Below are 22,066 nucleotides of genomic sequence, written 5' to 3' on the forward strand. Positions count from 1 at the left end.
CACTTGAGTAAGCGATTACTCCGCGTCTGCAATATGCTCCCACGACAGCGGCGTGCCTTTAGCGTGTGAACCACGAAACTTTTTACCTAATAGTTGTTCAAGATACTTGGGGTGTAAGCCAAACCCCGGTCTGACCGAGCGGACATTATCCAGCGAGATCACACTGCCATCGGCTACATCTTGAGTAATAAACAGTGAGCGCGAAAACTGTCTTAATTTGGTGAGCTTAGGCGATAATGCATAATTAACCGTTCCGAGGGCTTTTTCGGTATCCCTAATGGTTGTGACTAGGGTGGTAAATTCTTGCGGATCGAGAGAGAAGTCGGCATCTGGGCCGCCTAACGTCTTATCTAAAATAAAATGTTTCTCCACTACGCGTGCGCCCAGAGCAACCGCAGCGGCCACCACTGTGGTGCCCAGCGTATGATCAGACAGGCCAACTTCACAACCAAACGTGCTGCGAATATTTGGAATGGTATTAAGATCCACTTCATCTAATGGCGTGGGATAAGCCGAGGTACATTTTAAGATGATGATCTCATTGTTACCGGCCTTACGACAGGTTTCTACGGCGAGCTCAATATCAGCAAGGCGTGCGATACCCGTAGAGATAATGATTGGCTTGTGTTGACGAGCCACATAATCAATCAGAGGAATATCGGTGATTTCTGCCGATGCTATCTTGTATGCTGGCACATCTAAATCGGCTAAAAAATCAACCGCGGTTGGGTCAAACGGCGAAGAGAAACAGATCAAGCCTAACTGCTTGGCATAATCCATTATCTCTTGGTGCCACTCCCACGGGGTAAAGGCTTTTTGGTACAGGGAATATAAGGTTTCACCGTCCCACAGAGTCCCATGGTTCACCTTAAAGTGGTCACTATCGCAGTCAAGCGTTAAGGTGTCGGCGGTATAGGTTTGCAATTTAATGGCATCGGCTCCGGCTTCTTTAGCCGCTTTAACCGTGGCTAAGGCAACATCTAGCTGTTGGTTATGATTGGCCGACAGCTCAGCAATGATAAACGTTGGCTGATCTAGACCAATCTTTTTGCCCGCAATATTAATACTCATAATGTTCCTCAAAAATCGTTTTTAACGAAGTCCCACGACAACCTGCGCTATAGCCACTCAAATCGTCTAACCGACTAAATCGCCCTTGCAACACCCTAACGGTATCGACTCCTAATAACACACCTGGCTGAATATCATGGCTGGGATTATCACCAATAATCACAGTATCCTCGATATCGACCTTCAAGTGCTTAATCGCTTGCTTAAATCCTTCTGGGCTAGGTTTAGGTGCGCCAATTTCCCAGCAGTAAACGATGAGATCGGCATAGGCCGCTAATCCCAGCGCTGCCGTTTTTTGCTTTTGCATACTGGCAAGCCCATCGGTGACGATGGCAATTTTTTTACCGTCAGCCCGTAAGCGCGTCAACACTGCTTCTGCACCGTCGACAAACTTAAGCTCCGGTTGATGCTGGCGATAAATATCGACCAATGCCGCTATCGTCAGTTGCTGCGCGATAGCAGGATAACCGTGTAGCAGCTTGTCAAAAATCTGCTCACGACCTTGGGTTAAAAAGGTCGAGTGTAAAAACTGTTTAATCTCCTCGCTCGGCAATCGACACTGCGCACCTATGTATGACGCCACGGCGCTAAAACCGCTAAGGACATAATCTCGCTCGAGCACTAAGGTGTCGTCGAGATCAAAAATAAATAATAACTTATTATTCAACATCATCTTGGATCATCAGGTCCTTAGAATATCTCAGCATTTTTAAGCCATACTGAATTGGATTGACCCGTTCAACTGTCGCGTCATCACCACAGACACTGGCGATAAGCTTTCGGGGAGAATCTAGCCCAGCAACAATGCTCAAATTAGATGCGCCGCCAAAGCGTGGATTCACTTCTATCAAGTAACTGCGTCCATCCACATAAAAGGCTTGAATGGTCACGTGGCCACTAAAGTCAAAAGCAGAGCTTAAGCGATGCGCCAAAGCGACTAGCTCAGGGTTATCGACCACCCGAGACACCTTAGACTCACCACCAACGACAATCAGTCTCTGCCTTGCCACCGCCTGTATACAGATGCCATTATTGGCATAAAAGGCATCGATGCTGTACTCATCATACGGCACGTAAGGCTCGAACAGAAAAGCCTCTGCTGGGTACTCGGCTAACAATTGCGAGAGAGCCGCCTGATCAGACAACAGATGCACCCCAGTCCCCGCACTGCTATAGGCTTGCTTAGCGACGCAAGGATAATGCAACTCATCGGGCGCTAGCTGGGGCAATATGGGTAACCCCTTAGCGACACACGCGGCGTGAAACTGATGTTTATTGCTGCAGGTTCTTATCGTATCACTGTCACTCATTAACAAGCCAATGCCCTGCTGCGCCAATTGGTTACTGTGCTCAGCAAAAAATAATAAATCTTGATCCCGCGTAGGAATAATGTGGCCTATTTGCTGGTCGCGGCAAAACTGAAACAAGGCGTCTAAATAATTATCGTCGCTTATTTTGGGCAGTAATTGATAATCATCGGCAAAATACAATGCTGGGCTATTGGGGCTAATATCTGTCGCGAACAGGCGCACGCCATAATCTCGGCACGCCTGCGTTAAACTTTCAATTAGCTGCACTTTGGCCGCGACACTGGTGACTAACACATGTGGATTAGTGGTCATTCATACTCTCCATCACGTCTACAACCCGTGAGCATCCAAGTGCATCGACCATCAGGGCTACCGTTGCCGATTGCGCTTGTAATCGCTCTGGTGAGTTCATTAGGGTGATAAACGCGCGTGCATAATCCGCCGGGCGAGTCTGCTGCTGCGGCCCTAAACAAAGATGTGCATCGATTTGACTCAGGCTCTCAGCTAATGCCTGCTGATTTAACGCCACGGTTGAGGTGATCGCGGGTAAAGCAAGGCTACAGCGTTCCCACACGGTGGCCCCAACGGCGCCAATATAGAGAAAAGCGTGTGCCATTCGCCGCGCCATATCATCAACTTGAACCGCTAACGACAACTGGCCAAAGTCACGACAAAAGGCGGTAACATCGGCCTGGTGCGGATTATGTTTGCCTAAGATAACCTGCCCCGTTAATTGATATTGGCGCAGCAAGGGGGCAACGCCTTTGAGCGCCTTTAAGGTTTCATTATCTTTATCTATGCCGCCGAAAAAAAACAGCACTTGCCCTTGAGTAAGGCGCTGTGGATAAGGCGCAAGCTGACTTTGCAGTTGCCCAAACATCTCGTTGAGCAGGGCAAATCGGGGCCCGATAAGTTTGGTTGTCGCGGCCGCACAGCGGGCGTCATAGCGCGAGTCCATATTCAAATAGAAGTTTTGATCCAGTAAAATATCGCAGTCGAAATCTCTGTCGGCTAAATCATCGATTTGCAACACTTGCTGGCAACGACTGCGCATTGCTGTATGCCAGTGATGGTCGATCCCATAGTGGTCTATGATTAGCCAATCTAACTGAGTACAACCAATTTCGCCAAGGTAATGGTCAACAACTTGAGCCGCTTGCGCTATCTCTTGTTGGTAATCGACCCCTAACCAGTCGCCATGCTGGCAGTGATCATTTGCTGTGGTGGTCGTCATCGCACCTTGACTTAGGGGCAATACCCGAAAGTCATGGGCTGTAATTAAGTCAATCAAGTTACCGGGCAGTTGCCGACAGATAAACACCACCTGATGACCATGTTGACGCAACTGACTTGCTAAGGTCAGGCTGCGATATACATGGCCAGTGCCCATGGTTAATGACGCGTCAACGCGCAGCGCCACATTGAGCCCCATATTACACCGACTCCGATGCAGCAAGGGCTTTAAGCTGAAACAGCTGCACCGCGTAACGCCAATCATCTTCGGTATCGATATCCACCACATCTCGCCTCGAAATCGGCATGGGAATAGCGTAGGAGGAAAACATCGGCGTTTCAGTTAAATAACCTATCGGCCTGCCCCAATAAAACTGCCCTACATCATGGTAGGCCGCGGGTAAATCTTGCGAGCGCATTGGAAAGCACTCAGGCTGAAACATGGTCGCGCGGCCATCATTATCAATGCCAATGGCCCTTTGTATAGGAAAGGCAAATTCACACACAGGAAAACAGAAGTAAGCATCGGGATTCGCCTGCAGCAGCGCCATAGCCTCGCGTATTTTTGTTGGCGCAATAAACGGCGAACAAGCATAAATACAGCAGACTAAATCCAGCTCAACACCTTGATGCTGGCACCACTGCACGGCATGCTTTATCACTTGCCCTGTGGTGGCAAAATCATCGGCTATGTCGCTTGGGCGCATAAAAGGTACCTCGGCGCCATAGGCTTTAGCGACGCTGGCAATTTGCTCATCGTCGGTAGACACTATGATCTTATCGAAGCACCCTGATGCCATTGCCGCCTCGATAGAGTAGGCAATAACCGGTTTGCCGAAGAAGTCTTTAATATTCTTCCCCGGAATTCGCTTACTGCCGCCTCTGGCAGGAATGATGGCCACTTTCACTGTCTGCCTCCGGTTATTCAAACACTATGTATGACATATATGGGTTTTGTGGCGAGCGCGTAATTTTGTATTTCGACAACGAAAACACTTCTTTAAAGGCAATGGTTTCACCGGGGAAAGTGGCACAATTTAACTCATCAAAGCCAATAATGCTGCCCTTGGTCAAATGGCCTTTAATGGCCTCTAAGCAATTTTTGGTCGGCTCATAGATATCAAAATCAAAGTAAGCAAAAGCGATGATGGTCTCTGGATTATCTGCCAGATATTGCTCAATCGTCTGCGACGCATCCCCTTCGACTAATTGATATTTTTTAATGTGTGATATTGGGCTTTCTGACTCATGGTAATCTAAGATCCCTTCAAGATAATCTTTATACCCTTGTGTTACCGAGTAGGCACCAACGTCAATCACGCTATGATCGCCATCTTTAGCATCGACAGAGGGGAAACCACTAAAGGTATCGAATCCGACAATTTTACGCGTGTAGTTATAGGGTTCGTACATACCTCTAAAGGATTCAAATAACGCGAGATTCTGCCCCCAGCGAACACCAAACTCCATCACAACACCATGCACATCGATGATTTTTTGATACATCTCATGCATAAATAGAATGCGCGATAAGGTTTGTCGATTAAGGAAAAGTCCCAAGTTGCTTAACATCTCAGACGAGGGAATTGGACACTGTTTAAAGTCTTCAAAAAACTGCTCACGCATCTGCACCTCAGCGTTACGTGAGTGCCCCGCTACCTTAATTTCTTTCGCCATTGTTATACCTTAAATTTATTGTGATCATTAACGCCATATACTGTAGCCGCGCTGATGACAACGCTAGCTGACCTCGCATGGTTATTGAGTGACATAAACGGTTAAGTTACGCGACAAACCAACTTCGGCCATACAGCGCAGATACTCAACATGTTTATCGACCCCCTGGGTGAAAACATAATTGTTGATCATGACTCGGCTCAAATGTGCCTGCTTACCTCGGCTTCTGTCTTGCGCATAATTGGAAAAATCATTTGCCAGATACATCTCAATCGGAAAATCGCCCGTCATAAACGCTAAGCGTAAACCACAATTGGCCACGAAAGCCTTTAGGCTGTCCTTATTGAAATAGTGTAAGTGTTCTGGAGGGCAAAACCAGGTATTGTCGGTTTTGTTATGTTGTTGCAGCAACGATTGAAACGCCGAGTAATCGTTAGGCACTTCGATACGTATAGCACCATTAACAGCTAACAGCTGAGTTAGTGCTGTCATTAGGGCTTGAGGATCGATAACGTGTTCGAGTACATTTTTAAGATTAATTAACTCAAATTTACGCTGCTGCGCAATCAAGCCTTCTAAGGTTTGTAGCACATCACCTTGCTCAAAAAACGCCATCAGCTGCGGATTATGGTGCTGTAAGCCGTATTGAGAATAATCACATAAATGCACATGCCAGCCTTGCTTGTGACACTGCGCCGCAAAAAAGCCTTCACCACACCCCACATCCAACAAACGCGGTTGCTCGGGTAAAGGCGACAGTGATTGACAAATCGCGATAGAGGATTCCACCTCAGATAAAAAGTAAGTTAACTCATCTAGGCTATATTCACTCTGATAGCTGCTCATTTCTGCTTGGTAATATTTCTCTTTATAAAACTGATCTAGCGTCGCTTTACTTGGCATTGGCGCAACAGAAAACATGCCTAAGGGATTTTTGACCAATTGGTAAGTTGTGGTACTCATAACATAACCTTGTTAATACACGCTGTGATTGGCTCGCCTTAGCAACAGCCATTCTTTTGGCACATCAAAGACAACTACACACTTTTGCAAATCTCTGCAAACTTCATACCTAAACACCAATCAAATGGCATAGGGAATACATTAACCATCTAAAATGGTTATCTATAGTGTGCGAGGCAGTTACGCCATCGACACTATCACGTTAGACGAGGCTGAATTTGGCCAAGCGAGATCACAGCAGATCTCGCAATGTCGCAATCACCTTATGCTGCTCATCAACGGTAAGCGCAGGAAATAAAGGCAAGGATAAACAATGCCGATAAAAATACTCAGCATGAGGGAAATCATGCTCGGCAAAGCCAAGATCTTGATAGTAAGGCTGCAGATGCACAGGAAAATAATGAACGTGGACACAAATGCCTGCATCTCTCATGGCATTAAATATCGCTTTTCTATCTAAGGTTTCCGGCAGCAACGCGACCATCAGATGATAGGCACTGTGACTGTTTTCAAGCGGAGTCACCCATTGCAGATTTAGATCAACAAAAGCCTGATGGTACTGGGTCGCCAACTGATTACGTGCAGCAACAAACTCATTTAAACGTGCCATCTGACTCAAACCTAATGCGGCCTGCATCTCGGTCATGCGGTAGTTAAACCCTAACGCGTGTTGCTCGTAATACCAATCGCCTTCATCTGGGCGCTGCATTTTGTGGGGATCTCTGGTAATGCCATGACTACGATACAGCCCCATTTTAGCCGCTAAATCGGCATTGTTGGTGGTTGCCACGCCACCTTCGGCACTGGTGATGATCTTCACCGGATGAAAACTAAATACGCTAATATCGCTATAACAACAACTGCCGAGCTTATTGCCCTGATGACTACCGCCAATACCGTGAGAAGCATCTTCAATCACGTAAAAACCGTATTCACTGGCCAGTGCCGCAATCGCAGCCATATCACAGCTATGCCCGCACAAATGCACAGGGATCACCACTTTAGGTAAACATCCTTGAGCTTTAGCCACTTCAAGCTTAGCCTGAAGCGCCTCAGGACACATATTACCAGTAGTAGCATCTACATCGACAAAATCGACCTTGGCACCACAATAAAGGGCGCAATTAGCCGAAGCGACAAAGGTAATTGGCGATGTCCAGACATAATCGCCTGCTGCGACTCCCAGCGCTAAACACGCGACATGTAATGCCGAGGTGGCACTGTTAACGGCCACCGCGTATTGCGCCCCTGTGTAGTCGCAAATAGCGTGTTCAAAAGCGGGCACTTTAGGCCCTTGAGTAAGGTAATCTGACCTTAATACCTCAACAACAGCATCGATATCATCTTGGTTAATGTGTTGTTTACCATAAGGGATCATGAGGCAGACGCTTCCTTATCAAAATGTTTAATCTCATCTGCCGACAAGAAGTGCGGATTATTGCCAGAGTGATATTCGTACCCCTGCTGTACCGCATACCCTTTCTCGCCCAAGTTATTGGCAGTGTAATCATGCTCACGACCAAAGAAGGAGATGCTCGGTGTTATCACAAAATGATCGTCAAATTCGATGGTGTGGTGTGAATCGTCGGCTGGGCACATGATTTCGTGCATCTTCTCACCAGGGCGAATCCCCACAATCTCATGCTCTAGCCCTGGCCCATAGGCTTCGGCCAAATCGGTAATTCTCACCGAGGGAATTTTAGGGACAAAAATCTCTCCCCCTTGCATGCGAGCAAAGTTCTTAAGCACAAAATCGACGCCATCTTGCAAGGTTATCCAAAAGCGGGTCATGTCGGGGTGAGTAATAGGCAGCGAGGTCGCGCCATTATTAATTAACTGTTGGAAGAAAGGCACAACTGAGCCACGCGAGCCCACCACATTGCCATAACGCACAGCAGAGAATCGAGTTTCCCCTGCACCGACAATGTTATTCGCTGCAACAAACAGTTTATCCGACGCCAATTTAGTGGCGCCATAAAGGTTAATGGGGTTAGCCGCTTTATCGGTAGATAAGGCTATCACGCGCTTAACTTTATTCGCGATAGCCGCCTTAATCACGTTTTCTGCGCCGTAAATATTGGTCTTGATGCATTCCATCGGATTATATTCGGCTGCAGGAACCTGCTTAATTGCCGCGGCATGAATAACAAAGTCGACGTCATTAAACGCTTGCATAAGACGATCGCCATCGCGCACATCACCAAGAAAATAGCGCATGCAAGGATCGTTATAGACCTGCTGCATCTCATACTGTTTTAACTCGTCACGAGAGAGGATAATCAACCGCTTAGGTTTATAACGCGCTAAAATTGTCTTGGTGTATTTTTGACCGAATGAGCCCGTGCCGCCAGTTATGAGGATGGATTTATTGTTAAACATATAGTCTCCAAATAGCTGCTTTAAACAGCACGACTAAAATTAAAATGAATGTAGCGAAATCTGATACCCAAATATAATGGAGTTCACACTAAAAATATAAGCTGCCGCATAACACATGCCGCCCATCGCGATAACCAGACAGCAGGCAGACTCATAGATAAAGCCAGACAAAAAGTAAACTTATAAACGCATTTAATTTTAGTAACTTAATCTTAATTGTCTAACTATATTTGCCCTTGTAGTGCAGCACATTACTCATATTGTACGATTTATCGACTCACCTGCAGCCAGCTAATCACTTTTTACCCTATGAGTAAAATACCGCGGCACCAAGCAAGGTGAATACAAGCGACAATAAGCCGTCATACATGCAATGCTCTGGCCTATACCTCACCACTTTTGTGACAAACATCTCACTTTGACGCATTAAAGACAGCAAATAGCACTTGATAGCAGCTCACAAGCCAGTTGATAGGATTAACAGTCTCCTCCCCGATATTGGAGTCAACCATGAAGCAAGGCAGATAACCAACCATGGCAAAGTAAGCATGCCAACCGTAAGTCGCTAGTAGCGATTAACAGCGAATTCGCCAGCAAATTTCGCCAGTAAAGATAGGAAACCCATTTGAATCCGTAGCATTAGCAGGTAGGCTATGCTCATCACTGGTCAAGCACAATTTGAACCGACGAATGAGGACATCATGTTAGATAATCCGCCAGAAATCTCCAGAAGCTTTGCTGTCAGCCGCTTTGGCGAATATTACCTGCCCAGCATCAATCGCAATACATTTGAAAAAATTGACTCCACTTCATTGTATAACGAGCGCTTCAAACAGGCCTTATCTAAACCCGATACCTTACATATCATCATCGGCCTTGATTCTGGACTCTTGGCCAATTATGTCATGGAGCGTCCGCTTGCCGATGGGGCTAAGTTTATTTTTGTTGAGCTGCCAGAAGTGCTCTCCATGTTGTCTATCGACATTCCAGAGCACCTTGCCAATGAGATAAGCGTGATCTCATTTGATGAGCTTAACGAGACCATTGCCGATATCCGCAATAATGTGTTTTTAGTCAAAGGTAAGTACGCCATTCATCGCTCAATTGCCGTCGATGGTAATTATTTAGAGCCCTACAGTGAGCTCAATGCTGAAGTCGAAAAAAAGGTTGAACATGAATCCTTTAGCCTAGGCACAGCCTTTAATCAAAAGCTGTTTATCAAGACTCAGCTAACCAATGTAGCCGAAAACCTGCAACCCGCCTCAGTACTGCGTGGCCAATTTAATGATAAAACCTGCATCGTATTAGGCGGTGGGCCCTCGCTTGATAACAATATTGACTGGATAAAAGCCAACGCCGACCGACTGGTGATCATTGCCGCCTCACGTATTGTCGGAAAACTAATTAAGTTAGAGATAAAACCTGACATCATTGTCTCGGTCGACCCCCAATCGATAAGTTTTGATGTCAATAAAGAGTTGATGTCACTGGAGCACGATACGTTACTCGTCTACTCCTACCATGTGACCCCGCAAATTATCGGCCAATGGCGCGGCGCTGCGCTCTATACCGGCTCTCGTTTACCTTGGAACAGCGACCACGATAACAACAATATCGAGTCCGTCGGTCCCACCGTCACCAATAGCGCTATCGAAATTGCACGGGAGATGGGTTTTAGCCAAATTTTGTTGTGCGGCGTCGATTTTTGCCATTCGCAATCGGGTATCACCCACACCGCTGGTACCTATGGCGCAAGCCTTGGACCCGACATGGGGATTATGTACGAGTGGGTTGAGACCAATTGTGGTGAAATGGCGGAAACTCCGATACAGCTCATGTATGCCATACAATCACTGGCAGCAGCAATCGAGGCGTACCCTGGGGCGCGCTATATCAATCTGTCACCTGATGCCGCCAAGGTTAACGGGGTTGAACAGGTCAATGCCCATGACATCACCTTAGCAGAGATCAGCGCCAAGCAACGCGCGCTGCTGGCCCCAGCCCAGCATCTCTTGAGTATCGACAAGAAATGTCAGTTACTTGGCAGCACGCTCGACGCCTTAAAAGCCACTAGCGAACAACTGGCGCAGTTAAATGACTACAATCAAGACGCACTGCAATTGGTCGACCAAATAGAAGCGGCGCATCAGTATCCTGAGCGTATAGGCGCATTAGCTAGCAAGCTCGACAACATCGAAAGCAGCATCAACGCTAACTACTCTGGCCTAGCAAAGCTGGTTAAATTTTATGGTTATTATGAATTTAGCCACTTTTTATCCACCAAAAAAGTCGATGACTGGTCACAGCAAGATGTGACTGACAATACCCGTCTTTACTATCAAGCTTTTAGCGACATCACGAGCGCATTAAGTCGATTAGTTGATGAGGCTATCGCGCGGGTAAGTTCACGCCTTGCAGAGCATCAAGATGAAGTGGATATTCACGCCTTATGTGAGCGTTGGGATATCGATGCACAGTGGGGACGCGCCCTTATTTGGCAACAGCAACATCCGCAGCAATACGCACAATTAACAACTGCTCAGCAAAGCGAACTGGCAAAAACCCGACAGCAATACCATGACCAATTTATGGTCAAGGCGTTCATCGATCCCAGCGATGAGCCTGCTGTACCACAACTCAACAATGCCTTTAAAAAACTGCATGCTCTGCTGCATTACAAACACCTGCTGGGCATCACAAAAATGGTGCAGTACACCGCCCCTTATATCGACAGTGATCTTGATATTACCCGTCTGCATAACTTAGCCAAAAGTTATCAATATCGGCTCGAAAACCAGCTAGAGCTGGCGCTCGATGCCGTGCAGGCAACCCCCATCGAACAGCGACAAGAAGCAGAGTTAAAGCAGATAATCCTACTGGCTTTAAAGCTTAACCGCCTGCCGCTGGCGTTGGCGCAATATGCCCAAATTATTACCTATAGCGACGAATATCTGCCGCAATACGCTCACGCTTTGTACTTAAACGACAATGCCCAAGACGCGTTAGCCACTTACCTGGATTATCTGGATAAATATCCGCAAGATATTCCGGTAATGTTAAAACTGGGGATTTTTCTCGCCAATGTCGGTCAAATCGATGGCGCACGCGCCTGCTTTGAAAACGTTTTAAGCCTAGATGAAGATAACCAAGCCGCAATAAGCTATATCCAGCAGCTCGGCGACTAAGCGATAGGGCCTGTTGATCTTTCAAGGTTGTTTTGGCAGCGAATTGTTGGGTATTTTATACAAGGCAGAAGCTTTGTGGTGTAGTGATTCCACATAAAAAGCTGAGAACGCAGTAGAAATGACCAGCAAAGATCAACAGGCCCTAGGGCGTCATCGCAAAGATTTATCCGCTGGCGCCCTTTCCCTTGCTCGCATTCAAACCGTATAATACGCCTTTGCATATCTCACCCAATTTCGATAGCGAGGCTCTGTGGCACATACTTATATTCCACTCGAACAATACCAACGTAAATGGATCTTCAATCACAAAGATCTTCCTGTCACTGATGATGACAAGGCATTGATTAAGCCCCTTGATCAAAAATCATCAATGGAGGTGTGGAATAAATGGATAAGTAACAAGAGCAGCCGCGCCGAGCAATTTACCAAGGGCGACTGGGCAGCCAAAGCCGATGCTTGGCTTGAAACCGACCATTGGCAAAGCGCATGGGACAGCGAAGCGGCCGAACTGCCCGAAATATTACATCATCATTTTGACTGGGAAAATGACACCCCAATCTACTTTTGCTATGAAAAATATCAAATTATTGAAACTCGATGGGATGTTTTTGTACGCAACTGGAAGTGTTTCCTGTTTTTTGATGACGGCCCACTACTGATCTCCCCAAAGAAAAAACAAGCGGCGATATTTCATCAAAGTGGCCAATACCAAGTGGGTCAGCGAGGTTAACCTCGCCCCATCATCGCCACCACGGCACCCATGACTCAAACCAATAACTAAAAATGAGACCGACGATGAAACCCATTACCACCTTAACCCTATTGCTGCCTTTACTGATGACCAGTCTGGCAAATGCCAAAACGATCGCCGATGTCGAAGTGGCAGAAACGATTCAATTAGCTGACAACACCTTGCAACTCAATGGCGCTGGCGTGCGCAGTAAATTCTTTATGGACTTGTATGTAGGCAGTCTTTACCTTCAGCAGCCAAGCAGTGACGTTGAGGCCATTATCAACGCCCCCAAGGCTGTGATACGGCTTAATATTACCTCAGGGATGATCACCTCAGACAAAATGAGCGATGCCATTATCACCGGGTTTGACGATGCCACCCAAGGCCATGTTGCTCCAATTAAGCAACACATCGACACCTTTATGGCCTTATTTAATGAGCCTATTGTGGATGGCGATCAGTTTACCTTTGAGACCACTCAGGGCGTTGGCGTCAGTGCCTATAAAAACAACCAATTACAGGCAAATATTCAAGGTGAAGATTTTAGACAAGCCTTACTTAATATTTGGCTTGGGGACTCACCAGCACAAAGCAGTCTAAAGGCGGCAATGCTGGGACAATAAGGTACCACCAATTGGAACGGAGCTAACATAAACGCTCATCACCATCTGGCGCTATTTTGGAATAGAGCGAATTATTGCTCTTAGTTGTTGATGCGAGTTGTTGGTGCTTATTAACATTACTTATTGATGTGAATCACGAACTCTTATGCAACACATCACACAGCCTAATAAACAATGAGCCCAGCACTCTTGGCTGGGCTCATTCATTTAACCGTCTCTCTTTGGGGCCCTTAATGACCCGGCCTAACCCGCATTAAAACTTCACTCAGATATTGAACGCAAACTTGCGTATATGAACAGCGCATATTGAAACTTATACAAGCGCTTATATTAGAACTTATATTGCGCTGCAAATGCCATAGCGAGTTGATTATCTAGGGTATCGGTATGATTGGGGTCACTCAGCTCCATTTCACCATTAAAGTAATAACCTATATAACCATTGAGCGATAATGACTCATTCACCACCCAGCCAGCACGCACAAAGCTCGCCCACTCGTCGATTTCGACGGCCACATTATCATCTTTAACTAAAAATCGTTGAGTACGCTTCGATGCACCAACTCCCGCATCGATATCATCAGACAGCTTATAACTCAGCTCCAAACCTGCTGGACCACTAAAACCAGCCGAAAATGGATTGCCCAACTTGAGTCTGTCACTAATTTGCCAGTTAACCGCCAAATAAGGCACGGTTCTAACCTCTGAAATATCGTTTAAATAAGCGACACCAAGCCCCAACATATTGCCATTATTGAATCGGTACATACCTGAGGCGACCACACCATAGCTTTGTGCATTTGATCGCGAGGCATCCTCTGTGTAAGCGTATTGGATCTTAGGCGCAAACAGGAACATCCAGCGCTGGTTAGGTCGATAACTCAGCCCCACACCGGCACTGTAACGGTCAACTGATGACCAAGGGGACAGCTGGCCCGCCATTAATCCCGCTCCTCTGCCAGACCAGTCAAAATCTAACTTGTCATAGTTGGCATTTAAACTGATAGACCACTGCTGGTTAAGTGGTATATCGCTCTTAACACCAAACAACCAGGTATCTCGCTGTACCTCATAGCCGGTGTTATTCACCTCAGCATCAAAGGTCGCAATACGAGACACGCTTAACGTAAGCGGCGAGTATGGTTTGGCCACAGCAGGCGCACTAGCCCCTAGGGTGGCAACCGCCCCAAATAGTAAGGAGATCGATAGACGAGAAAAACGGCTGTTGTTATAAAAAATCATGCAAACTCCATCGCAGCAATATACCAATATATGGATGAGCGTGACCAAACAGGATAAAGCTCACTGCAGCAATAAGTTGATCCCTTAACAACAGTTGTTGCTGATATTGAGCGCACTATTGCTTACCATCACACCAAACGATTAAGACTAACGTTGACCTGCAGCAGATACAGGTCAACTGAGATTACTCACCGCCCAAGGCCATCCATTCTGTTTAATAGACTCTGTGTTGTAATGAGACGCTGTATACAGGTAAAGCGTTAGCATTACGCATCTGCGCAGTAAACCGATCATCCGCGCCCAGATTATAGCTTAATAAACGTGAGCTATTTCGCCGTGATCTTGCTGTTTATGCTTTATCTACGCTCAAATTTCACGACGGTAGGCTCGCAAAAACATCTCTATCGTCTCTTTAATATACTGCGGGCGATGGGGCACGATATCCTCTACCGCCAATCCTAACTCTAACTTTAGGCGCATCTCACCAAATAACATAAGGCATAAACGCACTGCCGCATCACGAGCATCACCAAACTGATAATGGCCAACTCGTTGTACTTCAATAAAATAGCTCTCTAACAAGACAATAAGGTGCTCAGGGCCGGCACTAAAATACAAGGCTGAAATGTCTGGATGGGTGTCGGCTTGTGCCACACAAGCCTTAAACACATCAATGGCCTCGGCGGACAGCACCATATCACTGAAGTAATAGCCAAATTGCAGCAATGCCTGCTCTGGCTTTTCGGGTGAAGAGAAGAGTGATTCGGTGACTTGGTGTACCACACACTTAGACTCTATCGCCGCCACAAAGAGCTCATCTTTACTACCAAAATGAGCGTAAACCGTTTGCTTAGAGACCCCGGCTTTCTTAGCTACCTCATCCATACTGGTATGGGGAAACCCTTGCCCACAGAACAGCTCAATAGCCGCTGCCAATATTTGTTCACGTTTTTGTTCGCTACGACTGACCGATGAATGCGCCATTAATTCTCCAGAGAATATTGAACAGATTAATCAATTGAATACTTAACTATTTTTTAACTCACCACAAACTAGACTAGACAGTCTAGTTTACACAAATTAGACTAGCATTTCCTTAACGTAATCGCTACCTAACATTAACCAAAGAGAGAGCCCACTCATAATGCAACGATTTAGCGCCACAACGTCAACGACCGTACTGCTCATTTTAGTGTTAGCCGTCACTAGTAGTGCGTGCCAGCAACCCAGTGAAGTGCCGACTATCGTGCAAGCAGCCCCTAAAGTGGCAACCGCTCTATTAGAGTTAGCACCAAGCTATCAGTTTGAGCAACAATTTACAGGCACCGTTCGTGCAGGTAACACCACAGGTATCGGCTTTGAGCTCGCCGGAAAAATTAAACAACTGACGGTCGATAGTGGTGATAATGTGGCTGCTGGGCAAGTATTAGCCCGTCTTGATACTGCATTATTAGAGGCTGAAAAGCGTGAATTTGAAGCCAATTTGGCACAAAACAGTGCCGATCTACAATTGGCTAAAAATACCCTAGAGCGCAGTTTGCTCCTTAAACAGCAAGGCTTCGCTTCAGAGCAACAACTTGATGAACTCAAAGGGCAACTCAATAGCTTACAGGCGGGCAGGCAACGGCTAATCGCAGCCATTGAAGCCAATAAACTGCGCATCAGCAAATCCACACTTGTGGCACCATTTGATGGCATCATTGCAATTCGAAATAACAACTTAGGTGAAGTAGTCGCCCTAGGTTCTCCGCTATTTACCCTTGTAGAACAAGGTAACCCACAAGCCATTATTGGTGTTCCGGTCAATATTGCCCAAACACTACAAGCAGGCCAGTCACTACCTTTATCGGTAAATCAACAGCGTTACACCGCCCAAATTGCAGGGATCAGCGCCGAGGTCAACCCTGTGACTCGCACCGTCGCAGTGCGCTTTACCTTGCCCAGTGACGCACCGGCATTAAATGGTGAGCTGGCATATCTGTACTATGAAAAAACGATCCAACAGCCGGGATTTTGGATACCGCTGACCTCACTGACCGACGGCCTGCGTGGCCTGTGGAACCTCTATGTGTTAATACCGGAGGCCCAAGAGCGCTACCGTATCGAACGCCGAGACGTCGATATTCTCTACACTCGCGGCGAACATGCCTTTGTCACCGGCGCGCTTAAGCATGGTGAACGCTATGTCACCACTGGGTTGCATAAACGCGTCGTCGATGAAATCGTCACTCTTCACTCCGTCCCGGCACCGAGGTAGACGATGATCAAAGCTATAGTCGAAAATGGTCGCCTAGCCAGTTTGGTGATCGCGCTATTGATAGTAGCCGGGTTCGGTGCCATTAACAGCCTGCCACGCATGGAAGATCCCAACATCACTAACCGCTTCGCCTCTATCGTCACGCCATACCCTGGTGCGTCGGCAGAGCGCGTCGAAGCCTTGGTGACCGAAGTGCTTGAAAATCAGCTACGTCGCTTGGAAGAACTTAAATTAATTCAATCGACTTCGCGGCCCGGGATCTCGGTTATCCAACTAGAACTCAAAGACAATGTCATCGATACCGAACCCGTGTGGTCGCGCGCGCGCGATCTCCTCAGCGATGCCAATAGTCAGCTGCCCACCAGTGCGCAAAACCCGCGCTTTGATGATCAATTAGGCTACGCCAACACCGCCATTTTAGGCCTAGTATGGCAAGGCGATACCGCCCCTAGACTCGACATTATCCATAGGTATGCCAAAGAGTTACAGAATAAATTACGCTTAATAAGTGGCACAGACTTCGTCAAGCTTTACGGCGCACCTAGCGAAGAAATTTTGGTGCAACTCGATGGCCATAAGGTAAATCAACTTGGGCTGAGCCCAGCAGCTATCGCCCAGATTTTAACGAACGCCGACGCCAAAGTGTCTGCTGGCGAAATTAATAACGCCAGTTTTCGCGCCCTAGTCGAAGTATCCGGCGAACTCGACTCGGTCACGCGGATAAAACAGGTGCCGTTAAAAGTGGATGCTAACGGCCAAATTATTCGCTTAGCCGAAGTTGCTCACATCAGCCGCCAAGCCAAAACGCCCCAAAGCAGCATCGCCTTAATAGAGCAGCAACAAGGGGTCATGGTGGCAGCTCGCATGCTTAATACCACCCGAGTCGATCTGTGGTTACAACAAGTACACCTTGTGGTTGAGCAGATGCAGACTGAGTTATCGGCTAACGTTGAAATTCAATGGCTGTTCGATCAAGAGGGCTACACCATAGAGCGGCTCAGTGACTTAATCGGCAGCTTGCTATTAGGTTTTATCATCATCTTAGTGGTGTTGATGCTGACCTTGGGGCTTCGTAATGCGGTGATCGTCTCCTTGTCTTTACCGCTCACCGCCCTGTTTACCCTCGCCTGCATGAAATACGTTGGCTTACCTATTCACCAAATGTCCGTCACTGGATTAGTCGTGGCGCTGGGGATCATGGTGGATAACGCCATTGTGATTGTCGATGCTATCGCGCAGCGTCGCCAGCAAGGTCTTAACAGGCTCACCGCCGTGGGCGATACCTTAAAACACTTATGGTTGCCACTGGCTGGCTCCACCATCACCACTATGCTGGCCTTCGCACCGATTGTGTTAATGCCTGGCGCGGCGGGTGAGTTTGTCGGCGGTATTGCCATTTCTGTGATGTTTGCCCTGCTGGGTTCCTATTTAATATCCCACACCTTGATTGCCGGATTAGCGGGTCGTTTTGGCTCCACAGCCAGCGCCAACAAGTGGTATCAAAAGGGCATTGATTTTCCCGCCCTTAGCCGCGCATTCACTTTCACTTTGCAACATGCATTGCAACGACCATTATGGGCGGCGATCATCATCGGCATTTTACCCGTCTCAGGTTTCATGGCGGCCGGGCAGATGACCGAGCAGTTTTTTCCTCCCTCGGATCGCGATATGTTTCAAATCGAGGTTTACCTGCCACCACAATCGAGTATTGAGCACACCCACTCAGTGGTGAAACAGATTGATACAACCCTACGGGCAGGCGGTGAGATCCTGCGTCTCGACTGGATGATTGGCACCAACGCGCCCTCCTTCTACTATAACTTGCTGCAACGTCAACAAGGGGCCAGTAACTATGCCCAGGCTATGGTTAAAGTGGCCGATTTCGCGACGGCCAATCGCTTGATCCCTGCGTTTCAGCAGCAGCTGGATAATGCCTTTCCACAGGCGCAGGTGATCGTTAGGAAGCTGGAGCAAGGTCCGCCCTTTAACGCGCCCGTTGAGCTAAGAATTTTCGGTCCAAACCTTGATACCTTACGTGAAATGGGTGACGCGGTGCGCAAGGTGCTTATCACCACAGAGCATGTGATCCACACACGCGCCACGCTCAGTGCAGGCGCGCCTAAGGTGTGGTTTCAAGTCGATGAAGATGCCAGCATGATGAGTGGGTTGACGCTTACCGACATCGCCCAGCAAATTGAAATGGCCACCTCGGGGATCGTGGGCGGCAGCATACTAGAACAAACCGAATCTCTGCCCATAAGAGTGCGCAGCCAGCAAACCACACGAGAGCAGCCAAACAAGTTAGCCGAAATCACCTTACTGTCTCACAGTGGTAACAGCATCGCCCTCTCGGCGCTGTCGACCAGTCGTGTCGATGTCAGTCTAGGCGCGATTACCCGACGTGACGGTCAGCGCGTCAACAGTATCGAAGCCTATATAGTCAGCGGCATATTACCGCAAACTGTGCTTAATCAAGCACTGGAGCGCATTGCGCAGCTGCCATTGCCGGCAGGCTATCGGATTGAGGTTGGCGGCGAAAGCGCCAAACGTAATGAAGCGGTAGGTAATCTGTTGTCGAGTATCCTCTTGGTGATCACCCTATTGCTGGCCACCGTGGTTCTGTCATTTAATTCATTTAGGCTTACCGCCATCATCTTATTTAGCGCGGCCCAGTCTGCTGGGCTGGGATTACTGGCGGTCTATCTATTGGGTTATCCGTTTGGCTTTACCGTGATAATCGGCCTCTTAGGCCTCATGGGACTGGCCATTAATGCGGCCATTGTGATTTTGGCTGAGCTAGAAGATATGCCCAATAAGCGCCATGAAAGCATCGGCGATATCATCAAGGTGGTCAGTACCTGTGGCCGCCATATCGGTTCAACCACTATTACTACCATAGGCGGCTTTATTCCCTTAATTATTGCGGGCGGCGGCTTTTGGCCCCCGTTTGCGATTGCTATTGCCGGTGGCACCTTATTAACGACCCTATTATCGTTAGTGTGGGTACCGACCATGTATCAGTTGCTTATGATAAACCGCCACAGTAACACAAGGGGCAACGCAGTAATTTAACATCCAGCGCCAGCGTTTACGATAACCACTTAAGTTCGTTGTATAAGTTAGACACATAAGTGAGTGGTTTAAATCACCACACCTTACACAAGGCTCCTGCACCAAGGCTAATCCCTTGGTGCAGGTCAAAAACACATCGTAAAGTATGCCAGCAGATATGCGCTACTCTGTAACCATCTAATTTATAATTATTAAGTTGAAGTAGACCTACATCAAGCTTTAGCAGATTAATTTATATATAATTATCACACAATTATAAACAGGCATGGATAGACGGATGAATTACAAACATTGGCCAGTCGCGAAGCAGATAGGCGTGCTCGCCTTTATACTCACTATCATAGTATTTAGTATTATTAGCAGTGTTTCCTATATCACAGCCAGTAACGTGCTTGAACAAAAAGGCATTAGCGCCATGAAGGCGCAAATGAACAGCACCGCCGACCTTATCGAGCTGCAATATAGCAGCTTATTATCACTAGCTCGTCGCAACGCCGATATCTTGCGTACCATGTATCCGGGGCAATTTTATAAACCCGATAAAACCGTCAAGGTACTGGGTACTTCTACGCCGGCATTAGCGCATGAACGCGAACAAATTAATGCCTCAAGGAGTAAGGTGGATCGTTACTCGAAACTCACGGGCGGCAATGCCACTATATTTGTGCGTGACGGGGACGATTTTATCCGTATTTCAACCTCATTGAAAAAAGCCGATGGTCAACGCGCTTTAGGCACTTATCTGGGCACGACGCACCCTGGATACGCCGCGATCATCAAAGGCGAAGAGTATGAAGGTTACGCCAAGCTGTTTGGTAAGGATTACATGACAGTTTATCGGCCAATAACCGGACCCGCTGGCGATATCATAGGTATCCTTTATATCGGCTTCGATATCACCGACTCCCTGTCAGTACTGCGCCAGTCGATGAATAAACTCAAGCTAGAAGAGTCGGGCTATTTCACCCTACTGCGAAATAGCGATAACATGATTATCTCACAGCCAAATCAAAAGGCGGACACACCGCTCACTGACAGCATGTTAGACGGCATAAGTCTTGAGCAAGCCAAGCAAGATAAAAGTGAGCATGAGTATCTCAATAGCCAAAATGAAGCCATGTATGCTTATTCACTCAATATTCCAGGCTGGCAATGGACCCTACTGGGGCAAACCAAAATGCGCGAGCTCAATGAAGAAAGCCTAACTTTATTGGCTATCAATGCGGCAGTAGCATTGTTCGGTATTCTGTTTATTACCCTGCTCCTCTCTTTAGTGTTGTTTAAAACCCTTAAGCCATTAGGCGTGCTGCAACACCAACTCACCCAACTGGGTGAAGGCGACTTGTCACAGCAATTTGCCACGGTATCAAGCGACAGTGATAACGAGGTAGATAAAATTACCATCAGCGCGCACCAAATGGCGACTAGCCTCAGAAGCCTAATTGATGCACTACAAACCTCGGTTAATACCTTAGAAACTCAAGCTGAAACCGCCCAAGAAACTGCTCGACTCAACGGTGAAGAATCGCAAGCATTGATGGCACAAACCGATCAAATTGCCACCGCTATTGAAGAGATGTCGACCTCTATCCGTGATGTGGCCAGCCATGCTGGTGAAGGAGCGAATCGCAGTCAGCAAGTTGACAGTGCATCGCGTGATGGCCATCAACAGCTAGGTATGGTCGTGCAAGGATTAAACACCTTAAGCGAGCAACTCAATACGAGTCACATCAGTGTCGAAAACGTCAGTAAAGAAAGTGAAGCGATTAGTAAAGTGACCGAAGTGATCAACAGCATCGCTGAACAGACCAACCTGTTGGCACTCAATGCCGCCATTGAAGCCGCCCGCGCGGGAGAACAAGGACGCGGGTTTGCCGTGGTCGCCGATGAAGTTCGCACCTTAGCCCAGCGCACTCAGTCTTCAATTTCTGAAATTAGCCAGACCATTACTCAACTACAATCACAGGTCAAGGTTACCGCCCAGCAAATGGGGCAAAGCCAACAACTGGGCACAGAGTCCGCCAATCAGGGCCAAGAAGTTGCATCGCAGCTTAATCAAATCACCACCAGTATCGGTGAGCTAGCCATCACCTCAAGCAGCATTGCCAGTGCAACAGAGCAACAAAGCGCGGTGGCCGATGAGATAACCCGTAACTTGCATCAAATCACTGAACTGGCTCGCGAGGGTGAACTGCGCGCCAATGAAACCCTTGATGCCGCAGAAGGTTTATCGACTCTCGCCCATGAGATAAAACAGAAGATCAGCATCTTTAAATAACCTCCGAAAAACCACCAGGCCATCGACATAATCAATGGCCTGG

At 47.4% G+C, this 22,066-nt stretch carries 17 protein-coding genes; 6 read left to right on the plus strand and 11 right to left on the minus strand.

Going from position 1 to position 22,066, the window contains the following annotated elements; genetic code table 11:
* Positions 1-15 precede the first annotated feature (15 nt).
* The 9 genes from pseI to pseB form a co-directional block, all read right to left on the minus strand.
* On the minus strand, positions 16-1,071 hold the full coding sequence (pseI, locus tag DN599_RS04380; protein ID WP_110456402.1) for a pseudaminic acid synthase: 1,056 nt from the start codon (positions 1,069-1,071) through the stop codon (positions 16-18).
* Positions 1,061-1,744, minus strand: a complete 684-nt coding sequence (locus DN599_RS04385; protein WP_110456403.1) for an HAD family hydrolase — start codon at positions 1,742-1,744, stop codon at positions 1,061-1,063. Before DN599_RS04385 ends, pseI begins: the two co-directional genes overlap by 11 nt.
* Entirely contained in the window at positions 1,731-2,693 is a 963-nt protein-coding gene (locus tag DN599_RS04390) for an ATP-grasp domain-containing protein (protein WP_110456404.1), read from the minus strand. Before DN599_RS04390 ends, DN599_RS04385 begins: the two co-directional genes overlap by 14 nt.
* A complete protein-coding gene (pseG, locus tag DN599_RS04395) occupies positions 2,683-3,813 on the minus strand; it encodes a UDP-2,4-diacetamido-2,4,6-trideoxy-beta-L-altropyranose hydrolase (protein ID WP_162599146.1) in 1,131 nt (376 codons plus the stop codon). Before pseG ends, DN599_RS04390 begins: the two co-directional genes overlap by 11 nt.
* A 1-nt stretch (position 3,814) precedes the next feature.
* A complete protein-coding gene (gene pseF, locus DN599_RS04400; protein WP_110456406.1) occupies positions 3,815-4,522 on the minus strand; it encodes a pseudaminic acid cytidylyltransferase in 708 nt (235 codons plus the stop codon).
* 13 nt (positions 4,523-4,535) lie between these two features.
* On the minus strand, positions 4,536-5,291 hold the full coding sequence (locus DN599_RS04405) for a crotonobetainyl-CoA--carnitine CoA-transferase (RefSeq protein WP_110456407.1): 756 nt from the start codon (positions 5,289-5,291) through the stop codon (positions 4,536-4,538).
* An 81-nt stretch (positions 5,292-5,372) separates the two neighbouring features.
* Positions 5,373-6,254, minus strand: a complete 882-nt coding sequence (locus DN599_RS04410; protein WP_110456408.1) for a class I SAM-dependent methyltransferase — start codon at positions 6,252-6,254, stop codon at positions 5,373-5,375.
* Between the two features lie 232 nt (positions 6,255-6,486).
* A complete protein-coding gene (gene pseC / locus DN599_RS04415; protein ID WP_110456409.1) occupies positions 6,487-7,632 on the minus strand; it encodes a UDP-4-amino-4,6-dideoxy-N-acetyl-beta-L-altrosamine transaminase in 1,146 nt (381 codons plus the stop codon).
* Positions 7,629-8,633 (minus strand): UDP-N-acetylglucosamine 4,6-dehydratase (inverting), encoded by a 1,005-nt coding sequence (gene pseB, locus DN599_RS04420; protein WP_110456410.1) that lies wholly within the window; start codon positions 8,631-8,633, stop codon positions 7,629-7,631. Before pseB ends, pseC begins: the two co-directional genes overlap by 4 nt.
* Positions 8,634-9,286: 653 nt before the next feature.
* Between pseB and DN599_RS04425 the strand changes: the two genes are divergently transcribed.
* The 3 genes from DN599_RS04425 (at position 9,287) to DN599_RS04435 (ending at position 13,174) form a co-directional block, all read left to right on the plus strand.
* On the plus strand, positions 9,287-11,818 hold the full coding sequence (locus DN599_RS04425; RefSeq protein ID WP_110456411.1) for a motility associated factor glycosyltransferase family protein: 2,532 nt from the start codon (positions 9,287-9,289) through the stop codon (positions 11,816-11,818).
* Positions 11,819-12,068: 250 nt separating this feature from the next.
* Complete coding sequence (locus DN599_RS04430; protein WP_110456412.1) at positions 12,069-12,548, plus strand: DUF2947 domain-containing protein; 480 nt, start codon at positions 12,069-12,071, stop codon at positions 12,546-12,548.
* 65 nt (positions 12,549-12,613) lie between these two features.
* Positions 12,614-13,174 (plus strand): chalcone isomerase family protein, encoded by a 561-nt coding sequence (locus tag DN599_RS04435; RefSeq protein WP_110456413.1) that lies wholly within the window; start codon positions 12,614-12,616, stop codon positions 13,172-13,174.
* Between the two features lie 330 nt (positions 13,175-13,504).
* On the opposite strand, the gene DN599_RS04440 is transcribed toward DN599_RS04435, so the two are convergent.
* Together DN599_RS04440 and DN599_RS04445 are read right to left on the minus strand one after the other, a co-directional pair.
* Entirely contained in the window at positions 13,505-14,416 is a 912-nt protein-coding gene (locus DN599_RS04440) for a DUF6268 family outer membrane beta-barrel protein (protein WP_110456414.1), read from the minus strand.
* Between the two features lie 366 nt (positions 14,417-14,782).
* Complete coding sequence (locus DN599_RS04445; protein ID WP_110456415.1) at positions 14,783-15,400, minus strand: TetR/AcrR family transcriptional regulator; 618 nt, start codon at positions 15,398-15,400, stop codon at positions 14,783-14,785.
* A gap of 160 nt (positions 15,401-15,560) precedes the next feature.
* On the opposite strand from DN599_RS04445, the gene DN599_RS04450 reads away from it, so the two are divergent.
* The 3 genes from DN599_RS04450 (at position 15,561) to DN599_RS04460 (ending at position 22,023) form a co-directional block, all read left to right on the plus strand.
* A complete protein-coding gene (locus DN599_RS04450; protein ID WP_110456416.1) occupies positions 15,561-16,673 on the plus strand; it encodes an efflux RND transporter periplasmic adaptor subunit in 1,113 nt (370 codons plus the stop codon).
* 3 nt (positions 16,674-16,676) lie between these two features.
* A complete protein-coding gene (locus DN599_RS04455; RefSeq protein WP_110456417.1) occupies positions 16,677-19,745 on the plus strand; it encodes an efflux RND transporter permease subunit in 3,069 nt (1,022 codons plus the stop codon).
* Positions 19,746-20,022: 277 nt separating this feature from the next.
* Positions 20,023-22,023, plus strand: coding sequence for a methyl-accepting chemotaxis protein (locus DN599_RS04460; RefSeq protein WP_110456418.1), 2,001 nt, complete (start codon positions 20,023-20,025; stop codon positions 22,021-22,023).
* Positions 22,024-22,066 lie beyond the last annotated feature (43 nt).

It is taken from the genome of Shewanella algidipiscicola (assembly GCF_900380485.1).
Lineage (GTDB): Bacteria > Pseudomonadota > Gammaproteobacteria > Enterobacterales > Shewanellaceae > Shewanella > Shewanella algidipiscicola.